General features: G+C 72.2%; 25 protein-coding genes and 1 pseudogene. 13 read left to right on the forward strand and 13 right to left on the reverse strand.

The genetic code is table 11. The annotated features are described in order from the left end of the window. Window positions 1-70: 70 nt before the first annotated feature. On the reverse strand, window positions 71-1,735 hold the full coding sequence (gene hutU / locus OG202_RS20115; protein ID WP_326582308.1) for a urocanate hydratase: 1,665 nt from the start codon (window positions 1,733-1,735) through the stop codon (window positions 71-73). 156 nt (window positions 1,736-1,891) lie between these two features. Between hutU and OG202_RS20120 the strand changes: the two genes are divergently transcribed. The 7 genes from OG202_RS20120 (at window position 1,892) to OG202_RS20150 (ending at window position 8,589) form a co-directional block, all read left to right on the forward strand. Further along, entirely contained in the window at window positions 1,892-3,379 is a 1,488-nt protein-coding gene (locus OG202_RS20120) for a diaminopimelate decarboxylase (RefSeq protein WP_326582307.1), read from the forward strand. A gap of 426 nt (window positions 3,380-3,805) precedes the next feature. Further along, window positions 3,806-4,204, forward strand: a complete 399-nt coding sequence (locus OG202_RS20125; protein WP_037692967.1) for a hypothetical protein — start codon at window positions 3,806-3,808, stop codon at window positions 4,202-4,204. Then, window positions 4,201-5,151 carry a hypothetical protein gene (locus tag OG202_RS20130; protein WP_328223234.1) on the forward strand — a complete coding sequence of 317 codons (951 nt, stop codon included), beginning with the start codon at window positions 4,201-4,203 and terminating at the stop codon, window positions 5,149-5,151. The genes OG202_RS20125 and OG202_RS20130 overlap by 4 nt, the downstream gene beginning before the upstream one ends. 37 nt (window positions 5,152-5,188) lie before the next feature. Next, the gene (locus tag OG202_RS20135; RefSeq protein WP_326582305.1) at window positions 5,189-5,773 is read left to right on the forward strand and encodes a roadblock/LC7 domain-containing protein; all 585 of its coding nucleotides are present in this window, start codon (window positions 5,189-5,191) and stop codon (window positions 5,771-5,773) included. Window positions 5,774-5,789: 16 nt separating this feature from the next. Next, entirely contained in the window at window positions 5,790-6,164 is a 375-nt protein-coding gene (locus OG202_RS20140) for a hypothetical protein (RefSeq protein ID WP_033524857.1), read from the forward strand. A gap of 164 nt (window positions 6,165-6,328) precedes the next feature. Further along, window positions 6,329-7,039: a lipoprotein gene (locus OG202_RS20145; RefSeq protein ID WP_328224697.1), complete on the forward strand. Its 711-nt coding sequence runs from the start codon at window positions 6,329-6,331 to the stop codon at window positions 7,037-7,039. Between the two features lie 188 nt (window positions 7,040-7,227). Beyond that, the gene (locus OG202_RS20150; protein WP_326582304.1) at window positions 7,228-8,589 is read left to right on the forward strand and encodes an APC family permease; all 1,362 of its coding nucleotides are present in this window, start codon (window positions 7,228-7,230) and stop codon (window positions 8,587-8,589) included. 118 nt (window positions 8,590-8,707) lie between these two features. On the opposite strand, the gene OG202_RS20155 is transcribed toward OG202_RS20150, so the two are convergent. From OG202_RS20155 to OG202_RS20165, 3 genes are all read right to left on the reverse strand, one after another. Continuing rightward, complete coding sequence (locus OG202_RS20155) at window positions 8,708-9,277, reverse strand: hypothetical protein (RefSeq protein WP_327729391.1); 570 nt, start codon at window positions 9,275-9,277, stop codon at window positions 8,708-8,710. 115 nt (window positions 9,278-9,392) lie between these two features. After that, complete coding sequence (locus tag OG202_RS20160; protein WP_327729390.1) at window positions 9,393-10,253, reverse strand: MurR/RpiR family transcriptional regulator; 861 nt, start codon at window positions 10,251-10,253, stop codon at window positions 9,393-9,395. Then, entirely contained in the window at window positions 10,250-11,902 is a 1,653-nt protein-coding gene (locus tag OG202_RS20165; RefSeq protein WP_328223235.1) for an aromatic amino acid ammonia-lyase, read from the reverse strand. Before OG202_RS20165 ends, OG202_RS20160 begins: the two co-directional genes overlap by 4 nt. 722 nt (window positions 11,903-12,624) lie before the next feature. Between OG202_RS20165 and OG202_RS20170 the strand changes: the two genes are divergently transcribed. From OG202_RS20170 to OG202_RS20180, 3 genes are all read left to right on the forward strand, one after another. Beyond that, on the forward strand, window positions 12,625-14,136 hold the full coding sequence (locus tag OG202_RS20170; protein ID WP_327729388.1) for an MFS transporter: 1,512 nt from the start codon (window positions 12,625-12,627) through the stop codon (window positions 14,134-14,136). Window positions 14,137-14,375: 239 nt separating this feature from the next. Then, window positions 14,376-14,573, forward strand: coding sequence for a hypothetical protein (locus OG202_RS20175; RefSeq protein WP_327729387.1), 198 nt, complete (start codon window positions 14,376-14,378; stop codon window positions 14,571-14,573). Continuing rightward, window positions 14,525-15,346 (forward strand): dienelactone hydrolase family protein, encoded by an 822-nt coding sequence (locus tag OG202_RS20180; protein ID WP_328223236.1) that lies wholly within the window; start codon window positions 14,525-14,527, stop codon window positions 15,344-15,346. The genes OG202_RS20175 and OG202_RS20180 overlap by 49 nt, the downstream gene beginning before the upstream one ends. A gap of 42 nt (window positions 15,347-15,388) precedes the next feature. Here OG202_RS20180 and OG202_RS20185 read toward each other — a convergent pair whose 3' ends face one another. The 6 genes from OG202_RS20185 to OG202_RS20210 form a co-directional block, all read right to left on the reverse strand. Continuing rightward, complete coding sequence (locus OG202_RS20185; RefSeq protein ID WP_326582300.1) at window positions 15,389-16,255, reverse strand: dioxygenase family protein; 867 nt, start codon at window positions 16,253-16,255, stop codon at window positions 15,389-15,391. A 252-nt stretch (window positions 16,256-16,507) separates the two neighbouring features. Next, entirely contained in the window at window positions 16,508-17,539 is a 1,032-nt protein-coding gene (locus tag OG202_RS20190) for an LLM class flavin-dependent oxidoreductase (protein ID WP_328223237.1), read from the reverse strand. A 17-nt stretch (window positions 17,540-17,556) separates the two neighbouring features. Continuing rightward, window positions 17,557-18,195, reverse strand: a complete 639-nt coding sequence (locus OG202_RS20195) for an NAD(P)-dependent oxidoreductase (RefSeq protein WP_327729384.1) — start codon at window positions 18,193-18,195, stop codon at window positions 17,557-17,559. 104 nt (window positions 18,196-18,299) lie between these two features. After that, window positions 18,300-18,671, reverse strand: coding sequence for a DoxX family protein (locus tag OG202_RS20200; RefSeq protein ID WP_326582297.1), 372 nt, complete (start codon window positions 18,669-18,671; stop codon window positions 18,300-18,302). A gap of 111 nt (window positions 18,672-18,782) precedes the next feature. Further along, window positions 18,783-19,463, reverse strand: a complete 681-nt coding sequence (locus OG202_RS20205) for an SDR family NAD(P)-dependent oxidoreductase (RefSeq protein WP_328223239.1) — start codon at window positions 19,461-19,463, stop codon at window positions 18,783-18,785. Between the two features lie 27 nt (window positions 19,464-19,490). Continuing rightward, complete coding sequence (locus OG202_RS20210; protein WP_328223240.1) at window positions 19,491-19,694, reverse strand: hypothetical protein; 204 nt, start codon at window positions 19,692-19,694, stop codon at window positions 19,491-19,493. An 83-nt stretch (window positions 19,695-19,777) separates the two neighbouring features. Here OG202_RS20210 and OG202_RS20215 point away from each other — a divergent pair, with 83 nt between their 5' ends. Then, the gene (locus OG202_RS20215; RefSeq protein WP_328223241.1) at window positions 19,778-20,497 is read left to right on the forward strand and encodes a TetR/AcrR family transcriptional regulator; all 720 of its coding nucleotides are present in this window, start codon (window positions 19,778-19,780) and stop codon (window positions 20,495-20,497) included. 228 nt (window positions 20,498-20,725) lie between these two features. On the opposite strand, the pseudogene OG202_RS46540 reads toward OG202_RS20215, so the two are convergent. After that, window positions 20,726-21,295: pseudogene (locus OG202_RS46540) on the reverse strand (SDR family NAD(P)-dependent oxidoreductase); the annotation flags it as partial. Beyond that, the gene (locus tag OG202_RS20220; protein WP_327729380.1) at window positions 21,288-22,025 is read right to left on the reverse strand and encodes an NADP-dependent oxidoreductase; all 738 of its coding nucleotides are present in this window, start codon (window positions 22,023-22,025) and stop codon (window positions 21,288-21,290) included. The pseudogene OG202_RS46540 and the gene OG202_RS20220, both read right to left, overlap by 8 nt. Before the next feature lie 345 nt (window positions 22,026-22,370). Between OG202_RS20220 and OG202_RS20225 the strand changes: the two genes are divergently transcribed. Together OG202_RS20225 and OG202_RS20230 are read left to right on the forward strand one after the other, a co-directional pair. After that, window positions 22,371-23,309 carry a helix-turn-helix transcriptional regulator gene (locus OG202_RS20225; RefSeq protein ID WP_328223242.1) on the forward strand — a complete coding sequence of 313 codons (939 nt, stop codon included), beginning with the start codon at window positions 22,371-22,373 and terminating at the stop codon, window positions 23,307-23,309. A gap of 207 nt (window positions 23,310-23,516) precedes the next feature. Further along, window positions 23,517-23,966 carry a hypothetical protein gene (locus OG202_RS20230; RefSeq protein ID WP_326582293.1) on the forward strand — a complete coding sequence of 150 codons (450 nt, stop codon included), beginning with the start codon at window positions 23,517-23,519 and terminating at the stop codon, window positions 23,964-23,966. A 370-nt stretch (window positions 23,967-24,336) separates the two neighbouring features. Here the strand turns inward: OG202_RS20230 and OG202_RS20235 are convergent, their stop codons facing one another. After that, window positions 24,337-25,731: a cystathionine beta-synthase gene (locus OG202_RS20235; RefSeq protein WP_326582292.1), complete on the reverse strand. Its 1,395-nt coding sequence runs from the start codon at window positions 25,729-25,731 to the stop codon at window positions 24,337-24,339. Window positions 25,732-25,761 lie beyond the last annotated feature (30 nt).

A 25,761-nucleotide genomic window follows, 5' to 3' on the forward strand; every position in this document is an offset into this window, starting at 1 on the left:
GGACCCGCGGCCGGCGACGGGACCTCGGCCGCCACCGACGGGTCCTGGCCACGCTCCTCTTCGCTCCGGGTCACGCGTCGCCGCCCTCGCGCATCGGCACCCGTACGCCCCGGTCGTCGGCGACGGACTCCGCGATGTCGTAGCCCGCGTCGACGTGCCGGATCACACCCATCCCGGGGTCGTTGGTCAGTACACGCCGGAGCTTCTCCCCGCCGAGCTTCGTGCCGTCCGCCACGGTCACCTGACCGGCGTGGATCGACCGGCCCATGCCCACGCCACCACCGTGGTGCAGGGACACCCAGGACGCCCCGGACGCCACGTTGACCATCGCGTTCAGCAGCGGCCAGTCGGCGATGGCGTCGGAGCCGTCGAGCATGGCCTCGGTCTCGCGGTAGGGGGAGGCGACGGAGCCGGCGTCGAGGTGGTCGCGGCCGATCGCGAGCGGCGCGGCCAGCTCCCCGGAGGCGACCATGTCGTTGAACCGCTCACCGGCCCGGTCCCGCTCGCCGTAGCCGAGCCAGCAGATGCGCGCGGGCAGGCCCTGGAAGTGCACGCGCTCGCCGGCCATCCTGATCCAGCGGTGGAGGGACTCGTTCTCGGGGAAGAGGTCGAGGATCGCCCGGTCGGTCTTGGCGATGTCGGCGGGGTCGCCGGAGAGGGCCGCCCACCGGAAGGGGCCCTTGCCCTCGCAGAACAGCGGCCGGATGTAGGCGGGGACGAAGCCGGGAAAGGCGAACGCCCGCTCGTACCCGGCGAGTTGGGCCTCGCCGCGGATGGAGTTGCCGTAGTCGAAGACCTCGGCACCGGCGTCCAGGAAGCCGACCATGGCCTCGACGTGCCGGGCCATCGACTCACGTGCGCGGGTGGTGAACCCGGCCGGGTCCTTCGCCGCGTACGACGCCATGTCGTCGAGGTCCACGCCCACCGGGAGGTAGGCCAGCGGATCGTGGGCCGAGGTCTGGTCGGTGACGATGTCGATGGGGGCGCCCATGGCGAGGAGCTGGGGGACGAGGTCGGCGGCGTTGCCGAGGACGCCGATGGAGAGGGGGCGGCGGGCGTCCCGGGCCTCGACGGCCAGTTGGAGGGCGTGGTCGAGGGAGTCGGCCTTCACGTCGAGGTAGCGGTGCTCGATGCGGCGCTCGATGGCGCGAGGGTCGCAGTCGATGCAGATCGCGACGCCGTCGTTCATGGTCACGGCGAGGGGCTGGGCGCCGCCCATGCCGCCGAGGCCGGCGGTGAGGGTGATCGTCCCGGCGAGGGTGCCGTCGAACTTCTTGGCGGCGACGGCGGAGAAGGTCTCGTAGGTGCCCTGGAGGATGCCCTGGGTGCCGATGTAGATCCAGGAGCCGGCGGTCATCTGGCCGTACATGGTCAGCCCGAGCTGTTCCAGCCGGCGGAACTCCTCCCAGTTGGCCCAGTCGCCGACGAGGTTGGAGTTGGCGATGAGGACGCGGGGCGCCCACTCGTGGGTCTGCATGACGCCGACGGGACGGCCGGACTGGACGAGCATGGTCTCGTCCTGCTTGAGGGTCTTGAGGGTGCGGACCATGGCGTCGAAGGAGCGCCAGTCGCGGGCGGCCTTGCCCGTGCCGCCGTAGACGACGAGCTTGTCGGGGTGTTCGGCGACCTCGGGGTCGAGGTTGTTCTGCAGCATCCGCAGGGCGGCTTCCTGCTGCCAGCCCAGGGTGCTGAGTTCCGTACCGCGTGGCGCTCGAACGGGGCGGGGTCCTGACACGGTCTGCCTCCTCGCTATACAGCAACTATTCACATCCTGACTTGATGAATAGAGCTAGTCAATACGGCCGTAGGGCCAGCGACGGCCCGCCGCGGATGTTTGGCTGGACACACGGGCCGTACGGGCTCGGACGACGACACGACAGCGGGGGACCGGATGGGAGACGTGACGAACGGGACCGGTGGGGAGAGGCCCGCCGCCCGCCAGGAGGGGGCGGCCGGGGACCGCGCCCGCCTGCGGATCGGAGCGAGGGGGGAACACACGCACGGGCTGGACGAGGGGGACGCCGAGCGCACGCTGCGGCTGTTCGACACCGAGGGCGAGCGGGTCGCCCGGCGGGACGAGGCGGTGCGGGCGGCGGTGGAGCAGGGGCTGCTCGGTCCCGGCAACCCGGTCGTCGCGCTCCTCGACGTCACCGGGATCCGGGCCTCGGCGGCGGCGCTGCGGAGGGCGTTCGACGCGGTGACGGCGCCCGGGACGCCCGTGCTGCACGCGTTCGCGGTGAAGGCGACACCGCTCGTGCCCGTGCTGCGGCTGCTGCGCGAAGCGGGGATCGGCGCGGAGGTGGCGAGTGCCGGGGAGCTGGCCCTGGCGCGGGCGGCCGGGGTGCCGCCGAAGCGGACCGTGCTCGACTCCCCCGCCAAGACCCCGGCCGAGCTGCGGGAGGCGCTGGCGCTGGGTATCGCGGTCAACGCGGACAATCCGCAGGAGCTGGACCGTATCGACGCGCTGGTCCGCTCCGCCACCACCCGCTCCCCCCTCGGCATCCGGGTGAACCCGCAGGTCGGCGGCGGCACGATCGACGCGCTGTCCACGGCGACGGCCACGTCGAAGTTCGGGGTGGCGCTGCGGGACGAGGGCGCCCGGGAGTGGGTCGTCCAGGCGTATCTGGACCGCCCCTGGCTGAGCCGGCTGCACGCGCACACCGGGTCGCAGGGGATGCCCCTGTCGCTGATGACACGGGGGATCACCGAGACGTACGAGCTGGCGGAGGAGATCAACCGGCGGATCGGGCGGCGGCAGATCGACACGATCGACATCGGCGGCGGACTGCCGGTGAACTTCGCGTCGGATGCGGCGACACCGACGTACGAGCAGTACGCGCGGCTGCTGGCGGAGGCGGTGCCGGGGCTGTTCGACGGGCGGTACGGCCTGGTGACGGAGTTCGGGAGGTCGCTGCTCGCGAAGCACGGGACGATTCTCGCCCGCGTGGAGTACACCAAGAGGGCGGGCGGCCGGGCCATCGCGGTCACCCACGCCGGGGTGCAGGTGGCGACCCGGACGGTGTACGCACCGGGGTCCTGGCCGCTGCGAGTCGCCGCGTACGACGCGAAGGGGTGCGTGAAGGAGGGGCCCGCGGTGGTGCAGGACGTGGCGGGGCCCGCCTGTTTCGCGGGGGACCTGCTGGCGGAGGGCCGTGCGCTGCCGCTGTTCGAGCCGGGGGATCACGCGGCCGCGCTGGACACCGGCGCGTATTACTTCGCGCACCACTACGCGTACAACTCTCTGCCCCGGCCCGGGATCTACGGGTACGCCCCCGGGGAGGGGGAGATGCGGTTCGCGGTGGTGCGGCGGCCGCAGACCGTGGAGGAGATCGTGGCCGAGGCGGGGGGAGCCGAGAGGGCGGGCCTGCTGGGGCTTTGAGGCGCCCGGTAGCTCGGGGGGGGGAACTGTCGCGTGGCGGATGTTCGCCCGGTAGCTCGCGGGGGGGGGGTGTCGTGTGGCGGCTGCGGGTTGTCCGTGGCCGAGCGCGCAGTTCCCCGCGCCCCTGGATTGCCCGGGGGCGCCCGGTAGGGGCAAGTGCCCCCATTCGTACGCCCCTCAAGCCCCCCAGAATGATTGACGCCCGGCGCCTCGTCCGCGCCCGGCATGCGGGGCGGCCGCATAGGCCCACCTCAGGGCACGGATGCGCCTCCCGGTCCCCAACAGCGGTGAAAACCAGGCAAGTCGACCCACCTTAGTCACCTGTCCGCATGTTCCGCTGGAAAATGCCAGATCCCTCACCCCTCGCGCACACGTTGCGTAGCGTCTGCGTCACTCAGCCGAACCGCAGGCAGGAGGGGAGCCACGGTGCCCGGAATCGACGAGTGTCTGGTGGAGGCCATGAGGCTGCCCGGTGCCCTGGGCGCCGCGGTGGTCGACTGGACCAGCGGACTGGCGCTGGGCACGGTCGGGGAAGCACCCGGCGGTGACCACGAGACGACGGCGGCGGAGGCGGCGGAACTGGCACGGCTCGCGGCGGAGCACCGGGCGTTCGCGCCGGAGGAGGGTTCCGACTGGTCCGGGGCGGATCTGCCGGTCGAGGACCTGATCGTCAGCAACCGGGACACGTACCACGTGCTGCGGTTCGTGCGGACGACGTTCGACAGCAGTGTGTTCCTGCATCTGTGGCTGGCCCGTTCGGACGGCAACCTCGCGCTGGCCCGGATCCGGCTCGGCGAGATGGCGGGACGGCTGGTGCTGGCATGAGCGTGATCACCACACCAGCACCCCCGTTGCCGGTGCGGGGCGAGCACTTCCGCCAGGCCGTCTCCCCGATGCTGAGCCGGCTCGCCGCCGAGCGGGCCACCGGTGTGCTGCTGCGCGAGAGCGGTTCGCTGTATCTGTCCGAGGGGGAGGTCGTGCACGCCGAGAGCCCCCGGTCCCCGGGCCTCGACGTGCTGCTCACCACCGGCGGCATGCTGGACACCGACGGCTGGCGGGAGGCGGTCGACACGGCCGGGGCCGGCCTGCGGGTCGGGCGGTTCCTCGTGGACAGCGGCCGGGTCGCCCGGGGCGCGCTGGAGCTGTGCCACGCGGGGGCGCTGTTCGACGCGGCGTACTTCGTCCTCGGTCCGAGCAGCGCGCCGGCCAGCTTCCGTTACGGGGCCGCGCACTGGCTGGGACCGATCCGCCCGGTGCCGGTGGCCGCCGTGGAGCGCGAGGCCCGGCGCCGCCGCGACCTCCTGCACCGCATCTGGCCCGACCCGGCGACGGACGACGCCCCGCTGATCAGGGCGGCCGGCCTCGACAGACCGCCGGTTCCGGCCCGCCAGGGAGCCGTGCTCGGCCAGGTGAACGGTTTCCGCACGGCCGCCGAGATCTCCCTGACCCTGGGGCGCCCCGCCTTCCACACCCTCGTGGACGTACGGCGGCTGGCGGCCGCGGGCCTCATCTCCTCCACCCGGCACAGCCCGGCAGGAACACCACCGATCCCGACCGGCCCGGACCACGCATCACCCGCCACCCACCAGGAACACGCCCCCGTCACCCATCCGGGCCACGCCCCGCCGCCCGGCCCGGGCCGCGACCCCGCCGCCGAACCGGGGGTGGTGGGCGGCGGGGCACCGACCCCCGTCCCACCTTGGCCGCTCACCACCACAGACCCCGACGTGGCTCTACTGCAAAGGCTCAGGGATGCGCTGGAGGCCCTTTGAGCGGCAGCGGGAGCGTCCCGCCGAGAGGAGACTGCTCATGGCCGCGGAGGCCGAAGTCCTCGACGAACTGCACCGGTTGAGGGCCCGTGTACCCCAGCTGACCGGCGCGCTCGCGGCCAGCGTGGACGGGCTGGTCCTCGCCCACGACACCCCCGGCGTGGAACCGGAGGGCCTCGCGGCCCTCACCGCGGCCGCGCTCGGCGTCGCCGTACGGATGACGGACGCCGCCGGCCGGGGCGAGCTCCGCGAACTGCTGCTGCGCGGCGACCACGGCTATGTGGCGACGTACGCGGCGGGCTCCTCCGCCGTGCTGACGCTGCTGGCCCAGGACCGGGTCAACGTGGGCCGGCTGCACCTGGAGGGCCGCCGCGCCGGCGGCCGGATCGGTGAGCTGATGGACGCCCTGCCCCGGCCGGACGACCCGGCCACGGCCCATGCCAAGGCGGTCGCCACCAACCCGGCCCGGTCGGTGGCGAGGACCGCGAGCACGGCCGCGGTCTCGCCCCAGACACCGGCCAAGGCCACGGTCAGGTCGACCATGCCCCGCCGGACTCCCCGCCCCGCCACCCCACGACCCACCCCCCGAACCACTCCCAACGCACCTACCACCACTGAGAGTTGAAAGGACACCGCACACCATGGCCAACACGGAGACCGCGTTGAAAGAGGCCCTCGCGTCCATCGAGGGCGCGACCGGCGCCGCCCTGGTCGACTACACCAGCGGCATGGCACTGGGCACGATCGGCGGCAGCAAGGGGTTCGACCTCACCGTCGCAGCCGCCGGGAACACCGACGTCGTCCGCGCAAAGCTGCGCACCATGGAACACCTCGGCCTCAAGGGCGAGATCGAGGACATCCTGATCACCCTGTCCGACGCGTACCACCTGATCCGCCTGCTCACCGGCCGCGGCGGCAACGGCCTCTTCCTGTACCTGGTCCTCGACGCCAAGCGGGCCAACCTGGCCATGGCCAGGCACCAGTTGAAGCGGATCGAGGCGGAGCTGGAGGTCTGACCCACCCGACACCGGAGCTCCGGCGGCGCACCCACCCGGGGAGCGCCGCCGAGCGCGTTCCCCGGCAGGAACCCGGGCCCGACCCCAGCACCGCACGCCCGTGCGAACACCGCCGCTGCTCCTCCGCTACCGTGTCCGCCCTGAACCGGGAGAAGAGGGTGGCTGTGGGAAGAGCGGTACGGGGGACGGTGCTGGCGCAGGTGGCGTTGCTGGCGCAGGTGGCGTTGCTGGCCGGGGTGCTGACGGGGTGCTCGGAGTCAGCGGAGGACGGCGACGCGAAGCCGTCCGCGAGCGCCGCCGAGTCGGCGACAGGTGACGCGAAGGACGCCGTGAAGAGCGGCGGCAGCGTCGGAGCGGCCGGTTCCGCCTGCGAACTGCCGGTCACCTTCGACACGGCCGAGAAGTGGCGGCCGGAGGCCATCGAGACGGAGGCCCCCGGCGGCGGGAGCGGTTCCGAGGAGGACGAGCTCGCGGCCGAGTTGGCCGAGGGGCTGCTGCACCAGGGCCCGTTCACCGCCGCGTGCGAGATCGACGCCAAGCCCGCCGGGAACATCGGCTTCATCCGTGTCTGGACCGGCGAGGCGGGTGCGAAGGTCGGGGAGGCGCAGGCGCTGCTCAAGGAGTTCGTGGCGGCCGAGGGAAACACCGGCAAGGCCGAGTACAGCGAGTTCTCCTCGGATTCCGGCGTCCTGGGCACCGAGGTCGCGTACCTCTACACCAGCGAGGCCCTGGAGGAGACCAAGAAGGAGCGGGCCTTCGTCACGGTCACCCCGGACGGGCCCGTCGTCGTCCATCTCGGCGGCCTCGACACCCGGGAACACGAGGACATGCTCCCGGCGTACGAGCTCGCCAAGCGGACCTTGAGCACCGCCTGAACGTCACCGGACCCCCACGCGCCCCAGGGTGCCCGGGGCGCGTCCCGCGAGCCGTGGCCCCGCCGTCGAACCTCTCGTGAAGCTCTGGGAATCGGTTGCGAACGCATCCATGGCCCGCGACCGGGCAGGTCTCCCCCCGGACGGATCACCGTCGGACAACCGTCGGCTCACCGATCGGGGGGGTTCTGATGTCCCATGCAGAAAGCACCGCCGGAGCGCCCGCGCCCGCCGAGGAGGGCGGCCTCAAACGGGTGCTCGGACCCAAGCTGCTGATCCTCTTCGTGATCGGCGACATCCTCGGCACGGGCATCTACGCGACGACGGGCAAGGTCGCCGGGAAGGTCGGCGGGGCCCTCTGGCTGCCCTTCGTGATCGGCTTCGTGGTGGCGGTCCTGACGGCGGCCTCGTACGTCGAACTGGTCGGCAAGTACCCGAAGGCGGCCGGGGCGGCCCTCTACACCCAGAAGGCGTTCAAGCTGCCCTTCCTGACGTTCATCGTCGCCTTCATGGTGATGTGCTCGGGCCTGTCGTCCGCGAGCGCCGCAGCGCGCGCCTTCAGCGGCGACTACCTGGACGAGCTGACGAACGGCGCCCTGCCGCCCACCCTCGTCGCCATCACCTTCATCGTCCTGCTGGCCGCCCTGAACCTGCGGGGCGTCTCCGAGTCCGTGAAGACGAACGTGGTACTGACGCTGGTCGAGCTGACCGGTCTGGTGATCGTCCTCGCGATCGGGGCCTGGGCGGTTCTCTCGGGCGACGGCGAGCCGTCGCGCCTGACCGAGTTCGAGTCGAGCGGCACGGGATACGCCCTGCTCACCAGCGTCCTCGGCGCCACGGCCCTCGGCTTCTTCGCCTTCGTCGGCTTCGAGGACTCGGTGAACATGGCGGAGGAGACGAAGAACCCGACCAGGACCTTCCCCCGGGCGATCTTCATCGGGGTGGCCGTCACGGGCACGATCTACGTCCTGGTGGCCCTGGCCTCGTCGCTCCTCGTCGACGCCGAGACCCTGGAGGGCTCCAGCGGCCCGCTCCTCGAAGTGGTGAAGGCCGGCGGCGTCGACTTCCCGCACAAGCTGTTCGCCCTGATCGCCCTCTTCGCGGTCACCAACTCGGCCCTGATCAACATCATGATGGCCTCCCGCCTCTGCTACGGCATGGCCAACGAACGCATCCTCCCGCGCGGTATGGCCCGCGTCCTGCCCCGGCGTCGCACCCCCGTCGTGGGCATCGTCTTCGTCACCCTCCTGGCGATCGGCCTCGTCTCCACCGGCGAGATCGAGGGCCTCGGCGACACCACCGCCTTCCTGCTCCTGTGTGTCTTCGCCGTCGTCAACATCGCGGTGCTCGTCCTGCGCCGCGACCGCGTCGACCACGCCCACTTCCGCACGCCGACGGCGCTCCCGGTCCTCGGCGCCCTGACGGCCCTGATCCTGGCCAGTCCGCTGGCCGACCGCCCGGCCGACGTCTACATCCGCGCGGGTGTGCTCCTGGCCATCGGCATCGGGTTGTGGGCGGTGAACAAGCTGGTCCTGCGGACGCGCGGCGAGTGACGCCCACCGCGACGCACCGTCCCGGGCCCACCGCGGCGAACCATCCCGGGCCCGGCGCGACGAACCGTCCCGGGCCGAGGCCGCCGAGCGGCGGGCGTAGGACCGCCGAGCGGCGGCCCTACCTCCGCCGACCGCCCCCGGGCGCCGCGTCGCCCGCGCCGATGCCGGTGACCCGGTATCCGGCCACCCTGCTGCCCGTCGGCCGGCCGCCCCGCCCGGACAGCCAGTCGACGCGGACCCAGAAGAGCTGCCCCGTGCCGAGTTCGCGGCGGCCGAGCCAGCCCGCCTTGAGGCGGAGCCCGGTACCGAGGCCGGCGAGGAGCATGCCGCCCGCCGCGGGGAGCGCGAAGGACGAGCCGAGCGCGGCCGCGAAGCCGAGCAGCAGCCACCAGCGGTGGCCCCGGCGCCAGTTGCGGAGGGTCACGGCCCGGTCCTGGAGGACGTCGTGCTTACCGGCGCGCACGGCTCCGCGCGCCGGTGCGAGATACCGGCCGCGCCGCGCCCACGCCACCGCGCCGGCCGCGACGATGAACAGTACGGCCCCGGCCAGCACCCCGATCCGCCGCCCGGTCAGCCCGGACGGCACTGCGCCGACCCCCGCCGCGACCACTCCCAGCCACCACAGCGGCGCCGCCCCGGCCCGCACCACGACGGCCACCCGAGCAAGCCCCTGCCCTCCGCGCGCCACGCTCCCGCCTCCCGTCAATCCCAAAATCCCAAGGCCGTACAACAGTCGCGGGCACGATAACCAGCGAACGTGAAACCTGCCTGAGAATCACGCGAACCCACTGCCGAACGGCGGGCTACTCCACGAACAGCCCCCGCGTCGCCGCCTTCGCGTCGAACTCCTCCAGCCGGGCCTGGGCCTCCGGCAGGTCGTCGCACATGGCCTCCAGGAGCACCCGGCCCAGCAGCATCGGGGCGCAGGCGGTGTCGAAGGCGAGCCCGGTGCCGACGGCGGCGGGCAGGAGCAGGTCGGAGACCTTGGCGACGGGCGCGAAGGCGGAGTCGGCGACCGTGACGACGAAGAGCCCCGCCTCCTTCGCGTAGGCCAGGGTCTCGACGACCTCGCGCGGATGCCGGGGCAGCGCGAAGCAGAGCAGGGCGGTCGCGCCGGCCCGTACGGCCGCGTCGATGCGGTCGTGGAGCATGCTGCCGCCCTCGTGCAGCAGCCGCACGTCGGGGTGGACCTTGGCGGCGAAGTAGGCGAAGCCGTACGCCTGGGAGGCCGCGGCCCGCAGTCCGAGCACCGGCAGCGGGCGGGACGCGGCCAGCAGCCGCCCGGCCCGCGCCACCGGCCCGGGGTCGGCGAGCACCTCGGCCAGATGCCGCAGATTCTCGATCTCGGCCTCGACGGCCTGCTGGTACTCGTTGTACGCGGTGGTGTCCGGGGCCGGCTCGGCGGGCGCGACGTCCCGCAGATGCCGGCGCAGCGCCGGGTAGCCGTCGAAGCCCAGCGCCACCGCGAAGCGTGTCACGGACGGCTGGCTGACCCCGGCCAGCTCCGCCAGCTCCACGCTCGACAGGAACGGCACGTCGGCGGCCCGCCGCACCATGCTGTGGGCGATGCGCCGCTGGGTGGGCGTCAGCCGGTGCCCCTCGAAGAGTGTCTGCAGCCGCGCGGCGGGACTGTCCGTCACACCCGTGCCCTTGTCCGCGCTCATGACGCGCTCCCCCTCCGCGGATCCTCCTGGACGTCCGTCCAGATCTCGGTGAACCGATCGAGCAGTACGGCCGCCGCGCCCACGTCCGCCGTCAGCGGCCGGTCGGCCGGGTCCGCGTCGAGCACGGTCTCGGCCAGCTCCAGCGCCCGCCCGACGGGCAGTTCCGGATCCGGCCGCAGATCCCGCTGGCGCAACGCCCGCACCGCGGCGACCAGTTCGCAGCCGACGACGAGCCGGTACGCGCCGCACGCCCGCAGCGTCTGCCGTGCGGCGAGCGAGGCGAAGCTGGCCTGTTCCTCGACGCCCCGGGAGAGTACAGCGTGGCCGAGCGACGCGGGGGCGGAGAAGGCCCGCAGGTCACCGAGGGCGGCCCCGGCGGCGTACTCCAGGATCATCACGCCCGACGAGGCGGCCTCGTGATCGGCGAGGAAGGGGCGCAGCCGGGTGTACGCGGGCTCGTTGAGCGACGAGAGCCGGGATGTCGACAGCCGGGCCACCTGCGTCACGGCGAGTCTGAAGTGGTCCAGGGCGAGGGCGAGTTGGGCCTGGTAGAAGCCGCCGTGGTGGTAGGCCGCCATGTCCTCGGCACAGATCAGCGGGTTCTCCGCCGCCGCGTTGATCTCCACCTCCAGGACGCCCTCCAGCGCGTCCGCCGCGTCCAGCGCGGGCCCGTGGATCTGCGGCACGCACCGGAAGCCGTACGGGTCCTGGATTCGCCCCAGCGGCGGGGTCGGCCGGTCGGCGGCCCCGATCAACTCCCGCATGCGCCGGGCCACCTCGCGCGACCCCCGGTGGGCGCGCGCGACGTGCACGGGCGCCGCGTACGCCTCGTGCGAGCCGTCCACGGCGAGCAGCGACAGCGCGGCGACGACCTGCGTGGCGGCGATCAGCCCCCGCAACTCGTGGAGCGCGAGCGCGGCCTGTCCGAGCGTGAGCGCGTTGCTGCTGATCAGCGCGAGCGCGTCGTTGTTGTCGAGCGGTTGCGCCTCGGGGGCACCGGCACCGGACGCGCACCGCTCCCCGGGAACGCCCGTCCCGGACGCGAACCGCGCCCCGGCCTCCGCCTCGGCCGTCCGCACCGGCGCCGGCGCCGGCACCGGCGCCCGCCACGGGTGCTCCCCCGCCAATGCCAGCCCCATCTGGGCCAGCGCCGCGATGTCGCCCGTCCCGACCGACCCGAACTCGTTGACCACGGGGTGGGCCCCGCTCTCCAGCGCCTCGCAGAGCGCCGTGACCACGGTCGGCCGGAGCCCGGCGCCGCCCGCGAGCAGCTGGTTGGCGCGTACGGCGAGCATGGCCCGCACCTGCCGGGCGGGCAGCTCCTCCCCGATGGCCCCCGCGTGGCTGCGCAGCAGCCGCAGACCGTGCTCGGTGGCGGCCTCGGTGGGCACGTCCTCGGTGCGGTTGGCACCGACGCCGGTGGAGCGGCCGTACACGCGTCCGGTCGCCGCGATCTGCCGGGCCGCGTCCCAGGACTCCTCGACCCGCCGCATGGCCGCGTCGTCGGGCACGGGCCGCACGGCCCCGTCGGCGAGCCGTACGACGTCGGCGACACCCAGCGCGCGCCCGTCCAGGACGAGGGACCCGGCCGGTGCCACCGCCACGGCGGCGGTGGGGGCGTCCGTCGCGCCCACGATCCGAGAGGACATCACCCGCAGCCTCCTCAGCCCCCAGCAGACACCACATATTCAGACACCGAGAACTCTGCATGAGGCTATGCAGGCCGAGCAAGGGATACGGGGCACGAGATACCGGGTGAGTACCGGGTGAGGCCGGACGCCGCAGAGGAAAGTGACGGGCGGGCGAAGTCACGAACGCTGAAGACGTAGGGCGAGCACCCCTTCAACCGGAAACGCCGCCCGCCAAAGGCAACGGCGCGCACCCGGCGGGACGCCATCGCCTCCCAAGTGGCGCCGCTTCCCGGGCCGAGAGCGCGGATTCGGTTCCCGTCATCCGCTGCACGATGAAAGCCCAGGCCGGCGACCTGGGGTTTGTTCGCTTTCCAGGCCCGCCAACGCCTCGGCGGCGCCGGAAGATCCCCGGCAGGACGATCCGGAGGTTCGGCTCGGGCCGGGGGTAGCCCGGGCGCCGGCGCCCTGCCCCGCGCGGACCCTCGCTCACATCTTGCCGACGGGAATCTGGATAGAGCTATCCGATTGAAGTAGTCTCAAGTGGACCGACCGACCCACTTATGGCGGGGAGTCGTCGTTCACCCATGCCCCCACCGCCCCCGCCTGAGCGCTCCGCGGCCCTTGCCGGCCAGGTCCACTGCGGAGCGGAGCACCGGAGCGGAGCGGAGCGCACCGAGCGGAAGTGACCTGGTCCCCCCATCACAGCCGGGCCCGGGGTCCGGCCTCAAGGAAGTCGAGTCATGGCGCACACGGCACACTCTCCCGACAGAACACCGGTCGGCCGCAGCCTGGCGGTACTGGGCCTGGCGTCGCTGTCCTACGCGCTGGCGCAGACATCCATCGCACCGGCCCTGCCCGACATCGCCACCTCACTCCGCAGCAGCACCCAGGGCGTGACCTGGGCGTTCACCGGCTTCCTGGTGTCGGCCGCGGTACTGACGCCGGTGATCGGCCGGTTGGGCGACATGTTCGGCAGGCGGCGAATGCTCGTGGTCGCGCTGACCCTGTTCGCCGTGGGCGGGGCCATGGCCGCGCCGGCCGACAGTCTGGGCCTCGTGGTCGCCGGGCGGGTGGTGATGGGCGCGGGCGGCGGCATCCTCCCGCTGTGCTTCGGCATCATCCGCGACATCGTGCCCGAGGAGCGACGAGCCGGCGCCCTGGGACTCGTGTCGGCCGTCGTGGGCGTCGGCGGGGGCATCGGGCTCCTGATGGGCGGCTTGCTGGTCGATCACGCCTCGTACCGCTGGATCTTCTGGACCGGTACCGTGCTGGCGCTGCTGTCGGCCGTCGCCGTGTACACGCTGCTCCCCCGGTCGGTGAACCACACCCCGGGCCGGGTCGACCTGCCGGGCACCGTACTGCTGGCCGTCGGCATCAGCGCCCCGCTGATCGCCATCAGCCGAGCCGACGAGTGGGGCTGGAGCAGCGGCCCGGCCCTCGGACTGATCGCCGCCGGCCCGGTCGTCCTGGTCCTGCTGGTACTGGTGGAGCGCCGCACGGCCGAGCCGCTGATCGACATGGGTGTCCTGGGGCGAGGGCCGGTGCTGATGACCAACCTGGCGAGCCTGCTGGTCGGCTTCGGGCAGTTCGGAGTGTTCCTGCTGGTGCCCCAGCTGATCCAGGCGCCGACGGCGACCGGATACGGCTTCGGGGGCGACGCGACCCTGGCCGGACTGGTCATGCTGCCCGGCTCCCTGACGATGCTGGCCGCCGGCCCGCTCTCCGGCCTCCTCAGCGCCCGCCTCGGCGGCAGAACCTCCCTCGCCCTGGGCAGCCTGATCACCGGCACCGGTCTGCTTCTGCTCGCCGCGCATCATGACTCCCAGCACGCCGTACTGGGATTCACCACGCTCGCCTTCACCGGCGTCGGCATGTCGTTCGCCGCCATGCCGAACCTCATCGTCGACGCGGTCGAGCCCACGAGGACCGGAGAGGCGACCGGCATCAACGTCCTGGTGCGTGCGGTCGGTGCCTCGCTCGGCACGCAGGTCATCGCCGGTGTCCTCGCCGGCGGTTCCGGTGCCACCGGCGCCCAGCCGACAGCCCACGCCTACGCCCTGTCCTTCGGCATCGCCGCCGCCGGCGCGCTGATCGCCGCCGCCGTGGCCCTCGTCATACCGCGGCCCCGCAACGGCCACCGGACGCCGGGCCGGCAGAAGGAGACCGGCCCTCCGGGCCACACCGAGGACGCACCCTCGACACCCCGGCCCGCGCCGGGGAAGGACTCGCGGAGTCCTTCCCCGGCCGACTGAGCACGCCGCGCCGTGGAACCCCGGGCGGCAGCGCGCGCCGTGACCCCCTGGTGTGACCCTCTTCGGATATCCGGTCCTCTATCCGGTCCTCTATCCGGTCCGCTATCCGGTCCTCGCCGTCCGGGCGGCTGCCTGCCCACCGACGCCGGGCGTGGCCCGGCAGGCCGGTTTCACGCTCGGACGCATTCCCGGGGTCCGGTCCCTCGCCCTTTCCCCGCACCCCCGACTCGGAGAACACGATGCCTGCACCCACCCCGGTCGACCTGACCGAACTCAGCACGTCTCTCGGCGGTTCCCGTCGACTGCGCGGCCATCTCGCCCTCCCGGAGGGCATCGGCCCCTGGCCCGGTGTCGTCGTCGTCCACGAGGCCCTGGGGGGGACGACGTCATGCTGCGGCAGACCGAGCGCCTCGCGCGGGCCGGATACCTGGCGCTGATGCCGGATCTGTTCGCCGACGGCGGCGCACGCCGCTGCCTGGTACCGACGATGCGCGCCGCGACGTCGGGTCGTGGCCGCGCCTGGGCAGACCTGGAAGCCGCCCGGCAGACGCTGGCCGAACACCCCGACTGCACCGGACGGGTCGGTGTCATCGGCTTCTGCATGGGCGGCAGCTTCGCCCTGGTCGCCGCAGGACGTGGCGCCTTCGACGCGGCCTCCGTCAACTACGGTCTGCTGCCCGAGGACGCCGAGCGCGCCCTCGCCGAGTCCTGCCCGGTGGTGGCCAGTTACGGCGGCCGTGACCGCATGCTCAAGGGAGCCGCGGCCAGGTTGGAGTCCGTCCTGGAAGGGGCCGGCGTACCGCACGACGTGAAGGAGTACCCGGGCGCCGGGCACTCCTTCCTCAACGACGCCGAGAACGCCCCGCGCCTGCTGCGCCCCCCTCACCCGGATCTCAGGGATCGGGCCCGAAACCGGAATCCGCCGCCGACGCCTGGCGCCGGATCGAGGAGTTCTTCGCCGAGCACCTGGCCGGCTCGTGACCACCTCGCGCGGAGGGCTGCCCCGGAGGCCCAGGCACCCCGTGGCCTGCAAGCCCTCGGGCAGGACGCCCGAGGGTGCGGTCCAGGACCGGCGCGGACAGCCGCCACGGCAGCCTGTCTGGTGTCCGAGCGCCGACGAGGACTGCGGTCGGCCGCGAGCCCGAACGCCTTCGGCGTGATCTCCGCCGTACCGCATCGCTCTGCCACGCCACGCGCCGTGCCCTGCTGACGCGTACGCCGCCGCCGGCCTGCGACGCTCAGACGGCTGACGTCACCGGGCGGGGCGCAGCACGTAGTCGTTGGTCATCGTGTAATAGGGCGCGTCCAGGCCGCGGGCCTTGAAGTCGTTCGGGTCGTCATGCAGTTCGGTCCGGAACACGGAGCCCTCGGGTGTCGAGCGGGGTTCCAGGGTGTGATGGACATTCGGGTCGCCGGAGAAGTGGGACTGTGTCGTCAGCGTGTGGAACCCGGCGGCGGTGACGATCGTATGGATGTGCAGCGGGCGGACGTCGACCCGCTCCAGCTTCCGGGCGAACCGCTGCAGCGGCCCGTCCTGGGGCAGGCCGAGGGTCTCGATGCCGGGCATGACCGTCCGGTACTCGAAGCGTCCCTCGTCGTCCGTGAGGATCTTGCCGCGCAGGTTGAACGGGGGCAGGCTCTCATCGAGCTCCAGGACCAGCGGCAGGAGCATCTCCGGGGTCAGGCCCGAGTAGTCGCCGGCGTTGTTGGTCATCCAGAGGTCGAGTTCGGCACCCGGGACCGGCTCGCCGCTCGTGGAGCGCACCTGTCCCGAGACGAGAAGCACCTCGCCGGGCTCGTCGGGACGCATGGGCAGCTCGTAGGGGCGCTCCAGGACCGGCGCGCCTGGCACATAAGCCGGCCCGACGGGAACCCACGGCGTCGCACCGTCCCTCTCCGGATTCGCGTACGTGCCGCCCTCTTTGGACGCCATCACGCCATACGCGAAGAAGTGGAAGATCGCGAGCGACAACTCGTCGGCGTCGGCGAACTCCTTGATCAACGCGAGGGCCTGCTGGAACTCCTCCTCAGTCACTCCATGCTTGACGATCAGGTCCGCCACCGTCGACTGGAAGTCGTCGAAGACGACCCGGAGCCTGGCGTTCTCCCATGTGCTCATCGGAGTCCTTCCTTGTGGGGGGGGGGTGGACAGCAGCCCGCAACGCTCCGCCATCCATAAATGGGTAGGGCGTTTCACTTGATGCTACATCAAGTGGTTCGACCGTTCCAGATATGGATCCGGCTGGGGGAGGGGCCTGGCCCTACATCACGGACGGCGAACTCACGGGGGCGTGGTGGGCCCACCGACAGGCTTGGAGCGCCGCGCCGTTGACGCGCCGACACGCTGGCCCATACCGGCGCGGCGCGGCCACTACAGTTCGACGCGGATCTGGGGGAGCACTTTCGTGCCGAGCAGTTCGATGGCGCGCAGGAAGTCGCGCTGCGGCATACCGCCGACGTCCATCTGCAGGATCTGGCGGGTGTGACCGAGCAGCCCGTGCAGGTGGAGGATGCGGTCGGCGATCTCGTCGGGGCTGCCGACGAACACCATGCCGTCGGAGCCGTAGTTCGCGGCGCGGTCAGCTCGGGATGGGGACGGGCGGCCCAGTTCGGCGCTGCCTTCGGCCATCATGCGGTGCTCGTGTTCCAGGTACGTGGACCGGGCCTGGGCGGCGGACTCTGCGACGAATCCGTGCACGGCGACCGCGATGTCGGCCTGCTCGGCGGGGTGGCCGGCCTGGGCCCAGGCGGCGCGGTAGGCGTGCCCGTAGTGCGCCCAGTGCTCGGGGGTGCCGCCGAGGACGCCGAGGAACATCGGCAGCCCCGACTCTACGGCGCGGTGCACCGAGTCCGGGCTGCCGCCGGTGCCCAGCCAGATCTTCAGCGGCTCCTCGGGGCGGGGGAAGGCGGTGACACCCTCCAACGGCCGTGTGCGGTGGGGGCCGTTCCAGGTGACGTTCTCGCCGGCGTTGACCGCCGTCAGCAGGGCGAGTTTGGAGGCGTACAGCATGTCGTAGTCGTGCTCGTCGTGGTCGAACAGCGGGAACGTGATCGTGGATGATCCGCGTCCGGCGACGGCTTCGACGCGTCCGGGGGCGAGGGACGCGGCGGTCGCGAGCTGCTGGAACACCCGGATCGGGTCGTCGGTCGACAGGACGGTGACCGTGGTGCCGAGCTTGATCCGTTGGGTGCGGGCCGCGGCGGCGTTGACCACGGAGGTGGGCGAGGACAGCGGCATCGCCCGCGTGTGGTGTTCGCCCACCCCGAAGAAGTCCAGTCCCACCTCGTCGGCGAGCTTGATGGCCTCCAGCACGTCGCGGATGGCCTGGGCGGTGGGGCCGCGGCTGCCGTCCGCGAGGCGTGGGGTGTTGCCGAAGGAGTAGACGCCGAGTTCGAAGGTCATGGCGGATCGGTCCTGGGTCAGTTGCTGATGGCGGGCATGGCCCGCCGATAGCGGGTGTCGGTGAGCTGGGAGACGAGGAACGCGGCGATGTCGGCGCGGCTCATGGCGGAGCCGACCTTGTCGTGGCCGAGGAAGCCGGAGCGGATGCGGCCCGTGGCGGGCTTGTCCGTCGGGTTGGTGATGCGGGCGATCGTGTAGTCGAGGCCGGAGGAGGTGACGGCCTCGGTCATGCCCTTCAGCTCGGCCAGCGCGTTGGGGAACATCAGCCCGGCCGCGACGGGCAGCACCTTGTGCTTCCAGTGCGGCTTGTCCTTCGGGTCGGCGAGCGAGGGTGTGGCCAGGCCGATGAAGCGGGTCACCTTCTGCGCCTGCATGATCTGCACGACGATGCGGGTTCCGTCAGTCACCTGGGTGCCGGTGGTGGACCGCTTCAGGGACGGGCCGAGCGCGCTGATGACCGCGTCGGCGCCGCCGACGGCCTGCTCGACGGCGTCGCAGTCGGACAACTGCCCGGTGACGAGCGTGAGTTGGGAGTGGGTGAGGGTGAGTTTCGCGGGGGTGCGGACCAGGGCGGTGACCTGGTGGCCGTCGTCCAGGAGCCGCTGGACGACGAGGCGGCCGATGGCACCGGTCGCGCCGAGGACGGTGACACGCATCAGGGGGATCCTTCGCGGTGGGGGCCAGAAGCCGTAAGGGGCGGCGGGGAGTCAGGAGCTGTAGGGGGCGGCGGGAGTCAGAAGGCGCAGGGGGCGGCGGGGAGTCAGAAGCTGTAGGGGCCGAAGCGTCCCCAGGCCACCAGGGCGGCCAGGATCAACAGGGCGGCGTTGAAGGCGATCGCGCCGGGTTCCTTGCGGCGGGCGTGGGTGATCGCGGCCAGCACCATCACCACGACCAGGCCGGTCGCGGCCAACGGGGTCAGTACGGGGGCTATGCCGGTGGCCGCGGGCAGGATCAGCCCGAGGGCGGCGGCGAACTCCACGATGCCGATGAGGCGGACGGTGCCCTGGGAGAGGTCGGCCGCCCAGGGCAGCTTCTCGGCCAGCTTGTCCTTGGGCTGGGTGGACTTCATGACGCCCGCCATGGCGAACATGGCGGCAAGCAGGGCCTGCACGATCCACAGGAAGACGTTCACGTACGGATTCCTTACGGGGAGGGGGACAGGGTGGGGACGGGGACCGGTGGGGACGGGGACCGGTGGGGAGGGAGCGGATGCCCTGGCCCAGGAGCGGGATGGACCGGCCGGTCAGGCGTTGAAGACGGCCTCGGGGCGGTCGCGGTGTTCGTGCAAGTCCCAGTACAGGGGGGCGATCTGCTCGGGCGTGGCGGTCGGGAAGCCCTCCGGGCCGCCCCCGCCGATCCAGACGTTGATCGCCACGTGCGCGGCATGCACACCGCTGCCGGCCAGCTCCTTGTTCAGGTTGATGACCCAGTTGCGCAGAGCGGCCCCGGCGGCGTTGACGTTGCCGAGCATGGGAAGGGGATCCACCGAACCGCCGCCAGTCGTGAACAGCAGGGTGCCGGCGCCGGCCTCGCGCATCGTGGGCAGCACCGCGTGGGTCGCGGCGACGGCGCCGTAGAAGACGTACTCGATCTGCGGCTGCAGGTCATCCACCGTGGCCTCAGAGGGGGCGGCCAGGGTGAGGCCGGGCACCGGGGAGTGCGGGGCCGGCGAGTACTCCAGTACGTCGATGCCGCCGAAGCGGGCCTTCACGGCGTCCAGGGCGGCGGTCAGGGAGGGCCTGTCCAGGACGTCGGCGGTGAACGCGGCGGCGGTGATGCCTTCCTGGCGCAGCTGGTCGACGAGTGTCCGGAGCTTGTCCTTGGTGCGGGCGATCAGGGCGACGTCGAAGCCGCGGCTGCCGAAGGTGCGGGCGATGGCCAGGCCCATACCGGGGCCGGCGCCGACGATGGCAAGGGTGGGCACGGTCGTTCCTCTTCCGTTGGGCGTGGGTCAGGAGCAGGAGATGGCGATCTCGCCCGGGGTGCCGGTGCCGAAGGCGGCCGCTACCCGCAGCGCGCCGGAGGCGACCTGCTCGGCCAGGGAGGCCAGGATCCGGGCGTCTGGGTCTGGGTCTGGGTCGGCCATGATGGTGTGGCCGGTGACGTCCTGGCCCTTGTCGTCGTCCTGAGTCAGGTCAGCGGAAGACCTCTCCATAAGTGGTACGACCTTCCCGGTTCCTCCGTTGCCCAGCGTACAACAGAATCGGGCCGCCCGGCCCACTTAGATACAATGGGTGAATGACCTCCGCACCGTCCGACCAGACCTCGGACCAGCAGCCCGACACGAGACTGCGCGCCGACGCCGAACGCAACCGCGACCTCATCCTGGCCGCCGCCCGCCGCCTCTACGCCACCGAAGGGCTCGGTGTCTCCATGGCCTCCGTCGCCCGCGAGGCCGGAGTCGGCAAAGCCACGCTCGGCCGGCGCTTCGCCACCCGGGAGGAGCTCATCAACGCGGTCTTCGCCGACCGCATGGACGCCTATGCCGACGCTGTCGCCGAGGCACTCGCCGACCCCGACCCCTGGCACGGCTTCACCGGCTACATCCACGCCGTCTGCGCCATGCAGGCCGCCGACCGCGGCTTCGCCGACGTCCTGACCATGACCTTCCCCACCGCAAAAGCGCTGGAGGCCCGCCGCTCCGAGTCGTACAACGGGTTCCTCGAACTCATCGCCCGCGCCCGCGACACCGGACACCTCCGCGAGGACTTCGTCCCGGAAGACCTCGTCATCCTGCAAATGGCCAACGCCGGCGTCATCGCCGCCACGGGCGACGCCGCCCCCGACACCTGGCATCGTCTCGTCGGTCACATGATCCGCTCCTACGCCACCTCCGGGGCACCGATCCCCCCGCTGCCCGAAGCCCCGGCGCCCACCACCCTCTACCGCGCCATGGTCCGCCTCGCCCGAACGGGCCCGGGTGCCGCGGCCAACGCCATCGAACCCGACGCCCACTGACGCCGCCGGACCAGCCCTCGTGGACCGCGCCCACCACGACAGGCGCCGCCCCGCACCACGAGTGCGCCGACGCATCCCGGCTCTGGAACGGGACGGCGCCCAAGTCGGTGGACGCGGGACCGCGGTGTTGCTGCCGCCTGGCTGTGGACCGCGGCCTCTCGGGAGGATCGGGCAGAGGAGCCCGCAGACGTCGAGAACGCGGCACCGCTCGTCGACCCGGTGACAGACCACGCCGGGACTGATGGCGTTGACCCGGATGCGTCGCTCGCGCAGCTCGTTGGCCCAGGTACGGGCCATGGACTGCTGGGCGGCCTTCATGGCGGCGTAGGCCCCGAGACCGGGGCTGCCCCGCTCCCCCTCGATGGAGCTCACCAGGACGATCGATCCGCCCTCCGGCATCAACGGCAACGCCTTCTGAACGGTGAACGCCACGCCTCGCAGGTTGAGGGCGTAGGACGCGTCGAGCTCTTCGCCCGTGTAGCTGTCGATGGTGCCGAATGACGGTGCGCCCGCGTTGGCGACCACCACGTCCACCTGTCCGTCGCGCTCGGCGAGCGTGGCGTAGAGCCGGTCGAGATCGTCGTTGACGGTCACGTCGGCGCGGACCGCGACCGCGGCAGGACCCAGCCGGGCGACCGCGGCGTCGAGCTCGGGCTGCCGGCGGCCGACCAGGTAGACGGTGGCGCCCTCGGCGACGAAACGTTCGGCGGCGCCGAGTCCCAGGCCGGTGGCGCCCCCGGTGACGACCACCGTGCGCCCCTCGAATCGCTTCTTCGCGACCGGGCTCGTCTCACTCATGGTCGGGGACCAGGACGATCCGGCCGCGGAGCCCGCCCTCGGCGAGTGCCTGGTGGGCCTGCGCGATCTGCTCCAGCGGATAGGTTCTGGCCACCCGCAGGCTGATCAGGCCGGCGCCCGCGTAGGCCGCCAGTTTGGCCAGGCGCTCCGCGTCGGTGTGCCACGCCATGTTGGTCATGCGCACCTGGCGACGCGCCATGGGCGCGGAGTTGAGCAGCGACACGAACGCACCGCCGTGCCGCACGGCGTCCGCCGCCCCGGCGGCCAGGTTGGCCGCGTCGACCGCGCCGTCCACACCGCCGGGCACCAGTCGGCGCACCGTGGGCACCAGGTCGTCGTCGCGCGAGACGAAAAGCTGCGCTCCGGCCTCCAGGACGAGCTTCTCGTCGGCCGGTCCGGCCTGGGCGATCACGCGCAGGCCGCGCAGCCGCGCGAGTTCCACCGTGAAGAGTCCCACCCCGCCGGCGGCGCCCGACACCAGCAGCCACTGACCCGGCTCCAGGGCCAGCGCGTCCAGCGCCTGGTCGGCGGTGGTGGCGTTCAGCCCGACCGTGGCCAGGTGCACCAGGTCTGTTCCACTCGGCGCGGGGGCGAGTTCCCCGTCTTCCAGTACGACGTACTGGGCCTGCGTGCCCAACGGGCGGTCCAGTCGCTCCTGAGTACCAAGGACGGCGTCCCCGACGGCGAACCTGGTGACACCCTCGCCGAGCGCGGCGACCGTGCCGGCCACATCCGTGCCGAGGCCGAACTGCGCGCGCCGCGGTCGCGCCGTACTGGACGTTGAGCCCCATGCGCACCATGACGTCGGCGAAGTTGACCGTGGCGCCGGCCACCTTGACCAGGACCTCTCCGGGCCCCGGTTCGGGTGTCGCCACGTCGATGATCTCGATCGCCTCGGGGCCGCCGGCCTCTCGAACTACTGCTGCACGTATCTGTCCTGTCTTCCTCTCCACGCCTCCCCGATGGAAGTCGCAGGTCCGACGGTGGCCTGCCGGTGAGGTTCGAGGAAGGTCCGCTCCTACCTGGGTCCAGCAGGGCCAGGCAGGGCTGCCGTGACCGGCGTAGCGTCGATCGGGTGGAGACGACCATCGGTGGGTTCCTGCGCACCCGACGCGAGCGCATCACGCCCGAACAGGCGGGGCTGCCCCCCACTCTCACCCGGCGGCGGGTACCGGGGCTGCGACGCGAGGAGGTCGCCCTGCTCGCCGGCATCAGCCCCGACTACTACCAACGCCTGGAGCAGGGGCGTACCGCACACGTCTCCGACCAGGTACTCCATGCCGTCGCGCAGGCACTCTCCCTCTCCGACGTCGAGACCGAACACCTGCGCAACCTGGTTCGCTCCAGCCGAGCCGGCGCCGGGGCGAGAGCCACGCAACGGGTATCGGGAGCCGTACCCGACGAGCCGCTGGTGCGGCTGCTGGAAGCCATGGGGGACACGCCCGCCGTGCTCCTCGGCGCCCGCCTCGACATCGTGGCGGCCAACGCCGCGGCCGAGGCCGTGTTCGCGGTGAGCCGCATGCCCCAGCCCCGCAACGCGGCACGCGAGCTCTTCCTGCACCCCGAGGCCCGAGCCCGGTACTCGAACTGGGAGGCCATCGCCACCGAGACCGTGGCCCAGCTGCGCCTGCTCACCGGGCGCCGCCCCGACGACGCCAAGCTGGCCGCGCTGGTCGGTGAGCTTGCCATCCGCAGCGAGCCGTTTCGGCGGCTGTGGGCGACCGGTGACGTACGGGAGAAGCGGCTGGGCGTCGCCCGTATCGTGCACCCGCTCGTCGGCGCGCTCGAGTTCGACTACCACGTGCTGACCGTGCCCGCACGTCCCGACCGCTCACTGCTCACCTACCTGCCGCGGCCCGGCTCACCGACGGCCGAGGCCCTCGGGATGCTGCTGAGCTGGGTCGCCGAGGGACCCGACACGGCCGGTCAGGAGGTTCCCGCCGCAACACCGGAGTCCGACGGATCGGAGGCTGACGGGGAGGCGAGCTCGGCAACCGCCTCTGCGTCCTTGTAATAGACGTCGATGTGGTGGATGCGTCCGTCGTCGGCAAAGCGATAGAGCTCGACGTCACCGCTGATCGACCACTGCCCGGTCGTTCGCAACCGGGCGAGCGCAACGGCCGGGACGACCGGGCGGGCACCGCGGCCGGGGGAAGCCGGTGCGCGAACAGGGGGGCTAACCCCAGTGCCAGGCGGCCACCGGCTCCCTACCGTGAACAGCATGACCGGTATGGATGCCCGTGACGCACAGCTCGGGGACACGGAGCTGAAGAAGGAACTCGCCGCCACCCTGCACGCCCGCAGAGAGCTGGGCGAGGACTACGAGTCCGCGCTCGTCGACTCCTTCCTGGAGAAGGTCGACCAGCGCATCGACGGCGCGGTGGACCGGCGGGTCCGGCGTCAGGTCGCCGAGCAGCAGATGGTGGTGGCCCGGGGCAGCCGCTCCCCCGACAAGTCCACGGACACCTGGGGCGAACGCTACGGCTTCGGCGTCGTCTCCCTCGTCGTCGCCATCCCGCTCTCCGGCATCGGCGGAGGTGTGGCCGAGCTCCCCGGCCTGTTCGTGACCTGGGCGGGCATCGTGGGCGTGAACGTGGCGTGGGCCCTGCGGGGTTCACCGACCCTGGGGCGACGCCGGGGCAAGGGCGGGGACTCGGACTGGACAGAGTGACCCCGGCGAGGTTCCCGGAAGAAGCAGAGGAAATATGCGCGGGGACCGCCGCACCCCCGTGTGACGGGGGGCGGGACGACGGCGGTCCCCGCGAGGGACGCGGGCCGGGTCAGGACCGGGCTTACGCGTCCTTGGCGTCCATGGAGGTCCGGGAGCCGCTCCGGAGGTCCTTGGCGCCGTTTTGGTTGTCGGCCGGGGCGGGGAGCCGCTCCCGCCCTGCCGACACCCACTAATGTGCCGGACCCGTGTTAAGCGGGTGCTGCGCGGACGTGACGCGCTCGTACCACTTCTGCGAAGTCAAACCCCCGAGCCGGGCAAATCTTCGACGCGAAGGGCCCTTTGCGGCTCTTTTGTCACCGAAGCGGGCGCTTTACTGCCCGGCACCGCCCTTGGCGAGGAACGCGAGCAGGTCCTGCCGGCTGACGACACCCGTCGGCTTGCCCTCGACGAGCACGATCGCCGCGTCCGCCCTGCCGAGCACGGACATCAGGTCACCGACCGGCTCACCGGAGCCGACCTGCGGCAGCGGCGCCGACATGTGCTTCTCCAGCGGGTCGTCGAGCGAGGCGCGCTGGGTGAACAGGGCGTCCAGCAGCTCCCGTTCGACGACGGAGCCGACGACCTCGGCGGCCATGACGTCCGGGTGTCCGGCGCCCGGCTTCACGATCGGCATCTGCGAGACGCCGTACTCGCGGAGCACCTCGATCGCCTGACCGACCGTCTCGTCCGGGTGCATGTGGACGAGGGAGGGGATGGCGCCGTGCACCTTGTGGCTGAGGACGTCGCCGACGCGCGCGCTGGGCCCCTCGTCCTCCAGGAAGCCGTAGTCGGCCATCCACTCGTCGTTGAAGATCTTGCTGAGGTAGCCGCGCCCGCTGTCGGGCAGCAGTACGACGACCACGTCGTCCGGGCCGAGCCGCTCGGCGACCTTCAGCGCGGCGACCACGGCCATCCCGCAGGAGCCGCCGACCAGCAGGCCCTCCTCCTTGGCCAGCCGACGGGTCATCTGGAAGGAGTCCTTGTCGGACACGGCGACGATCTCGTCGGCGACGGTCCGGTCGTAGGCGGTCGGCCAGAAGTCCTCGCCGACGCCCTCGACGAGGTACGGCCGCCCGGAGCCGCCGGAGTACACGGACCCCTCGGGGTCGGCACCGATGACCTGGACGCGACCGTCACTGGCGTCCTTCAGGTAGCGGCCGGTGCCGGAGATGGTCCCGCCGGTCCCCACGCCGGCCACGAAGTGCGTGATCCGCCCGTCCGTCTGCTCCCACAGCTCAGGGCCGGTCGAGTGGTAGTGGGAGAGCGGGTTGTTGGGGTTGGAGTACTGGTCCGGCTTCCAGGCGCCGGGCGTCTCGCGGACCAGCCGGTCGGACACGTTGTAGTACGAGTCCGGGTGCTCGGGGTCGACGGCCGTCGGGCAGACGACGACCTCGGCCCCGTAGGCCCGAAGCACGTTGATCTTGTCGGTGCTCACCTTGTCGGGGCACACGAAGATGCACTTGTACCCCTTCTGCTGGGCCACGATGGCCAGCCCCACGCCCGTGTTTCCGCTGGTGGGCTCGACGATCGTGCCGCCGGGCAGCAGCTCGCCGCTCTTCTCCGCCGCCTCGATCATGCGCAGGGCGATGCGGTCCTTCACGGAGCCGCCGGGATTGAAGTATTCGACCTTGGCCAGGACGGTCGCCTGGATGCCCTCGGTCACGCTGTTGAGCCTCAGTAGCGGGGTGTTGCCGACGAGGCTGATCATCGAGTCGTGGAATCGCACCGTTGTCTCCGGAGCCGCAAAAAAGGGATG

The organism is Streptomyces sp. NBC_00310 (assembly GCF_036208085.1).
GTDB lineage: Bacteria > Actinomycetota > Actinomycetes > Streptomycetales > Streptomycetaceae > Streptomyces.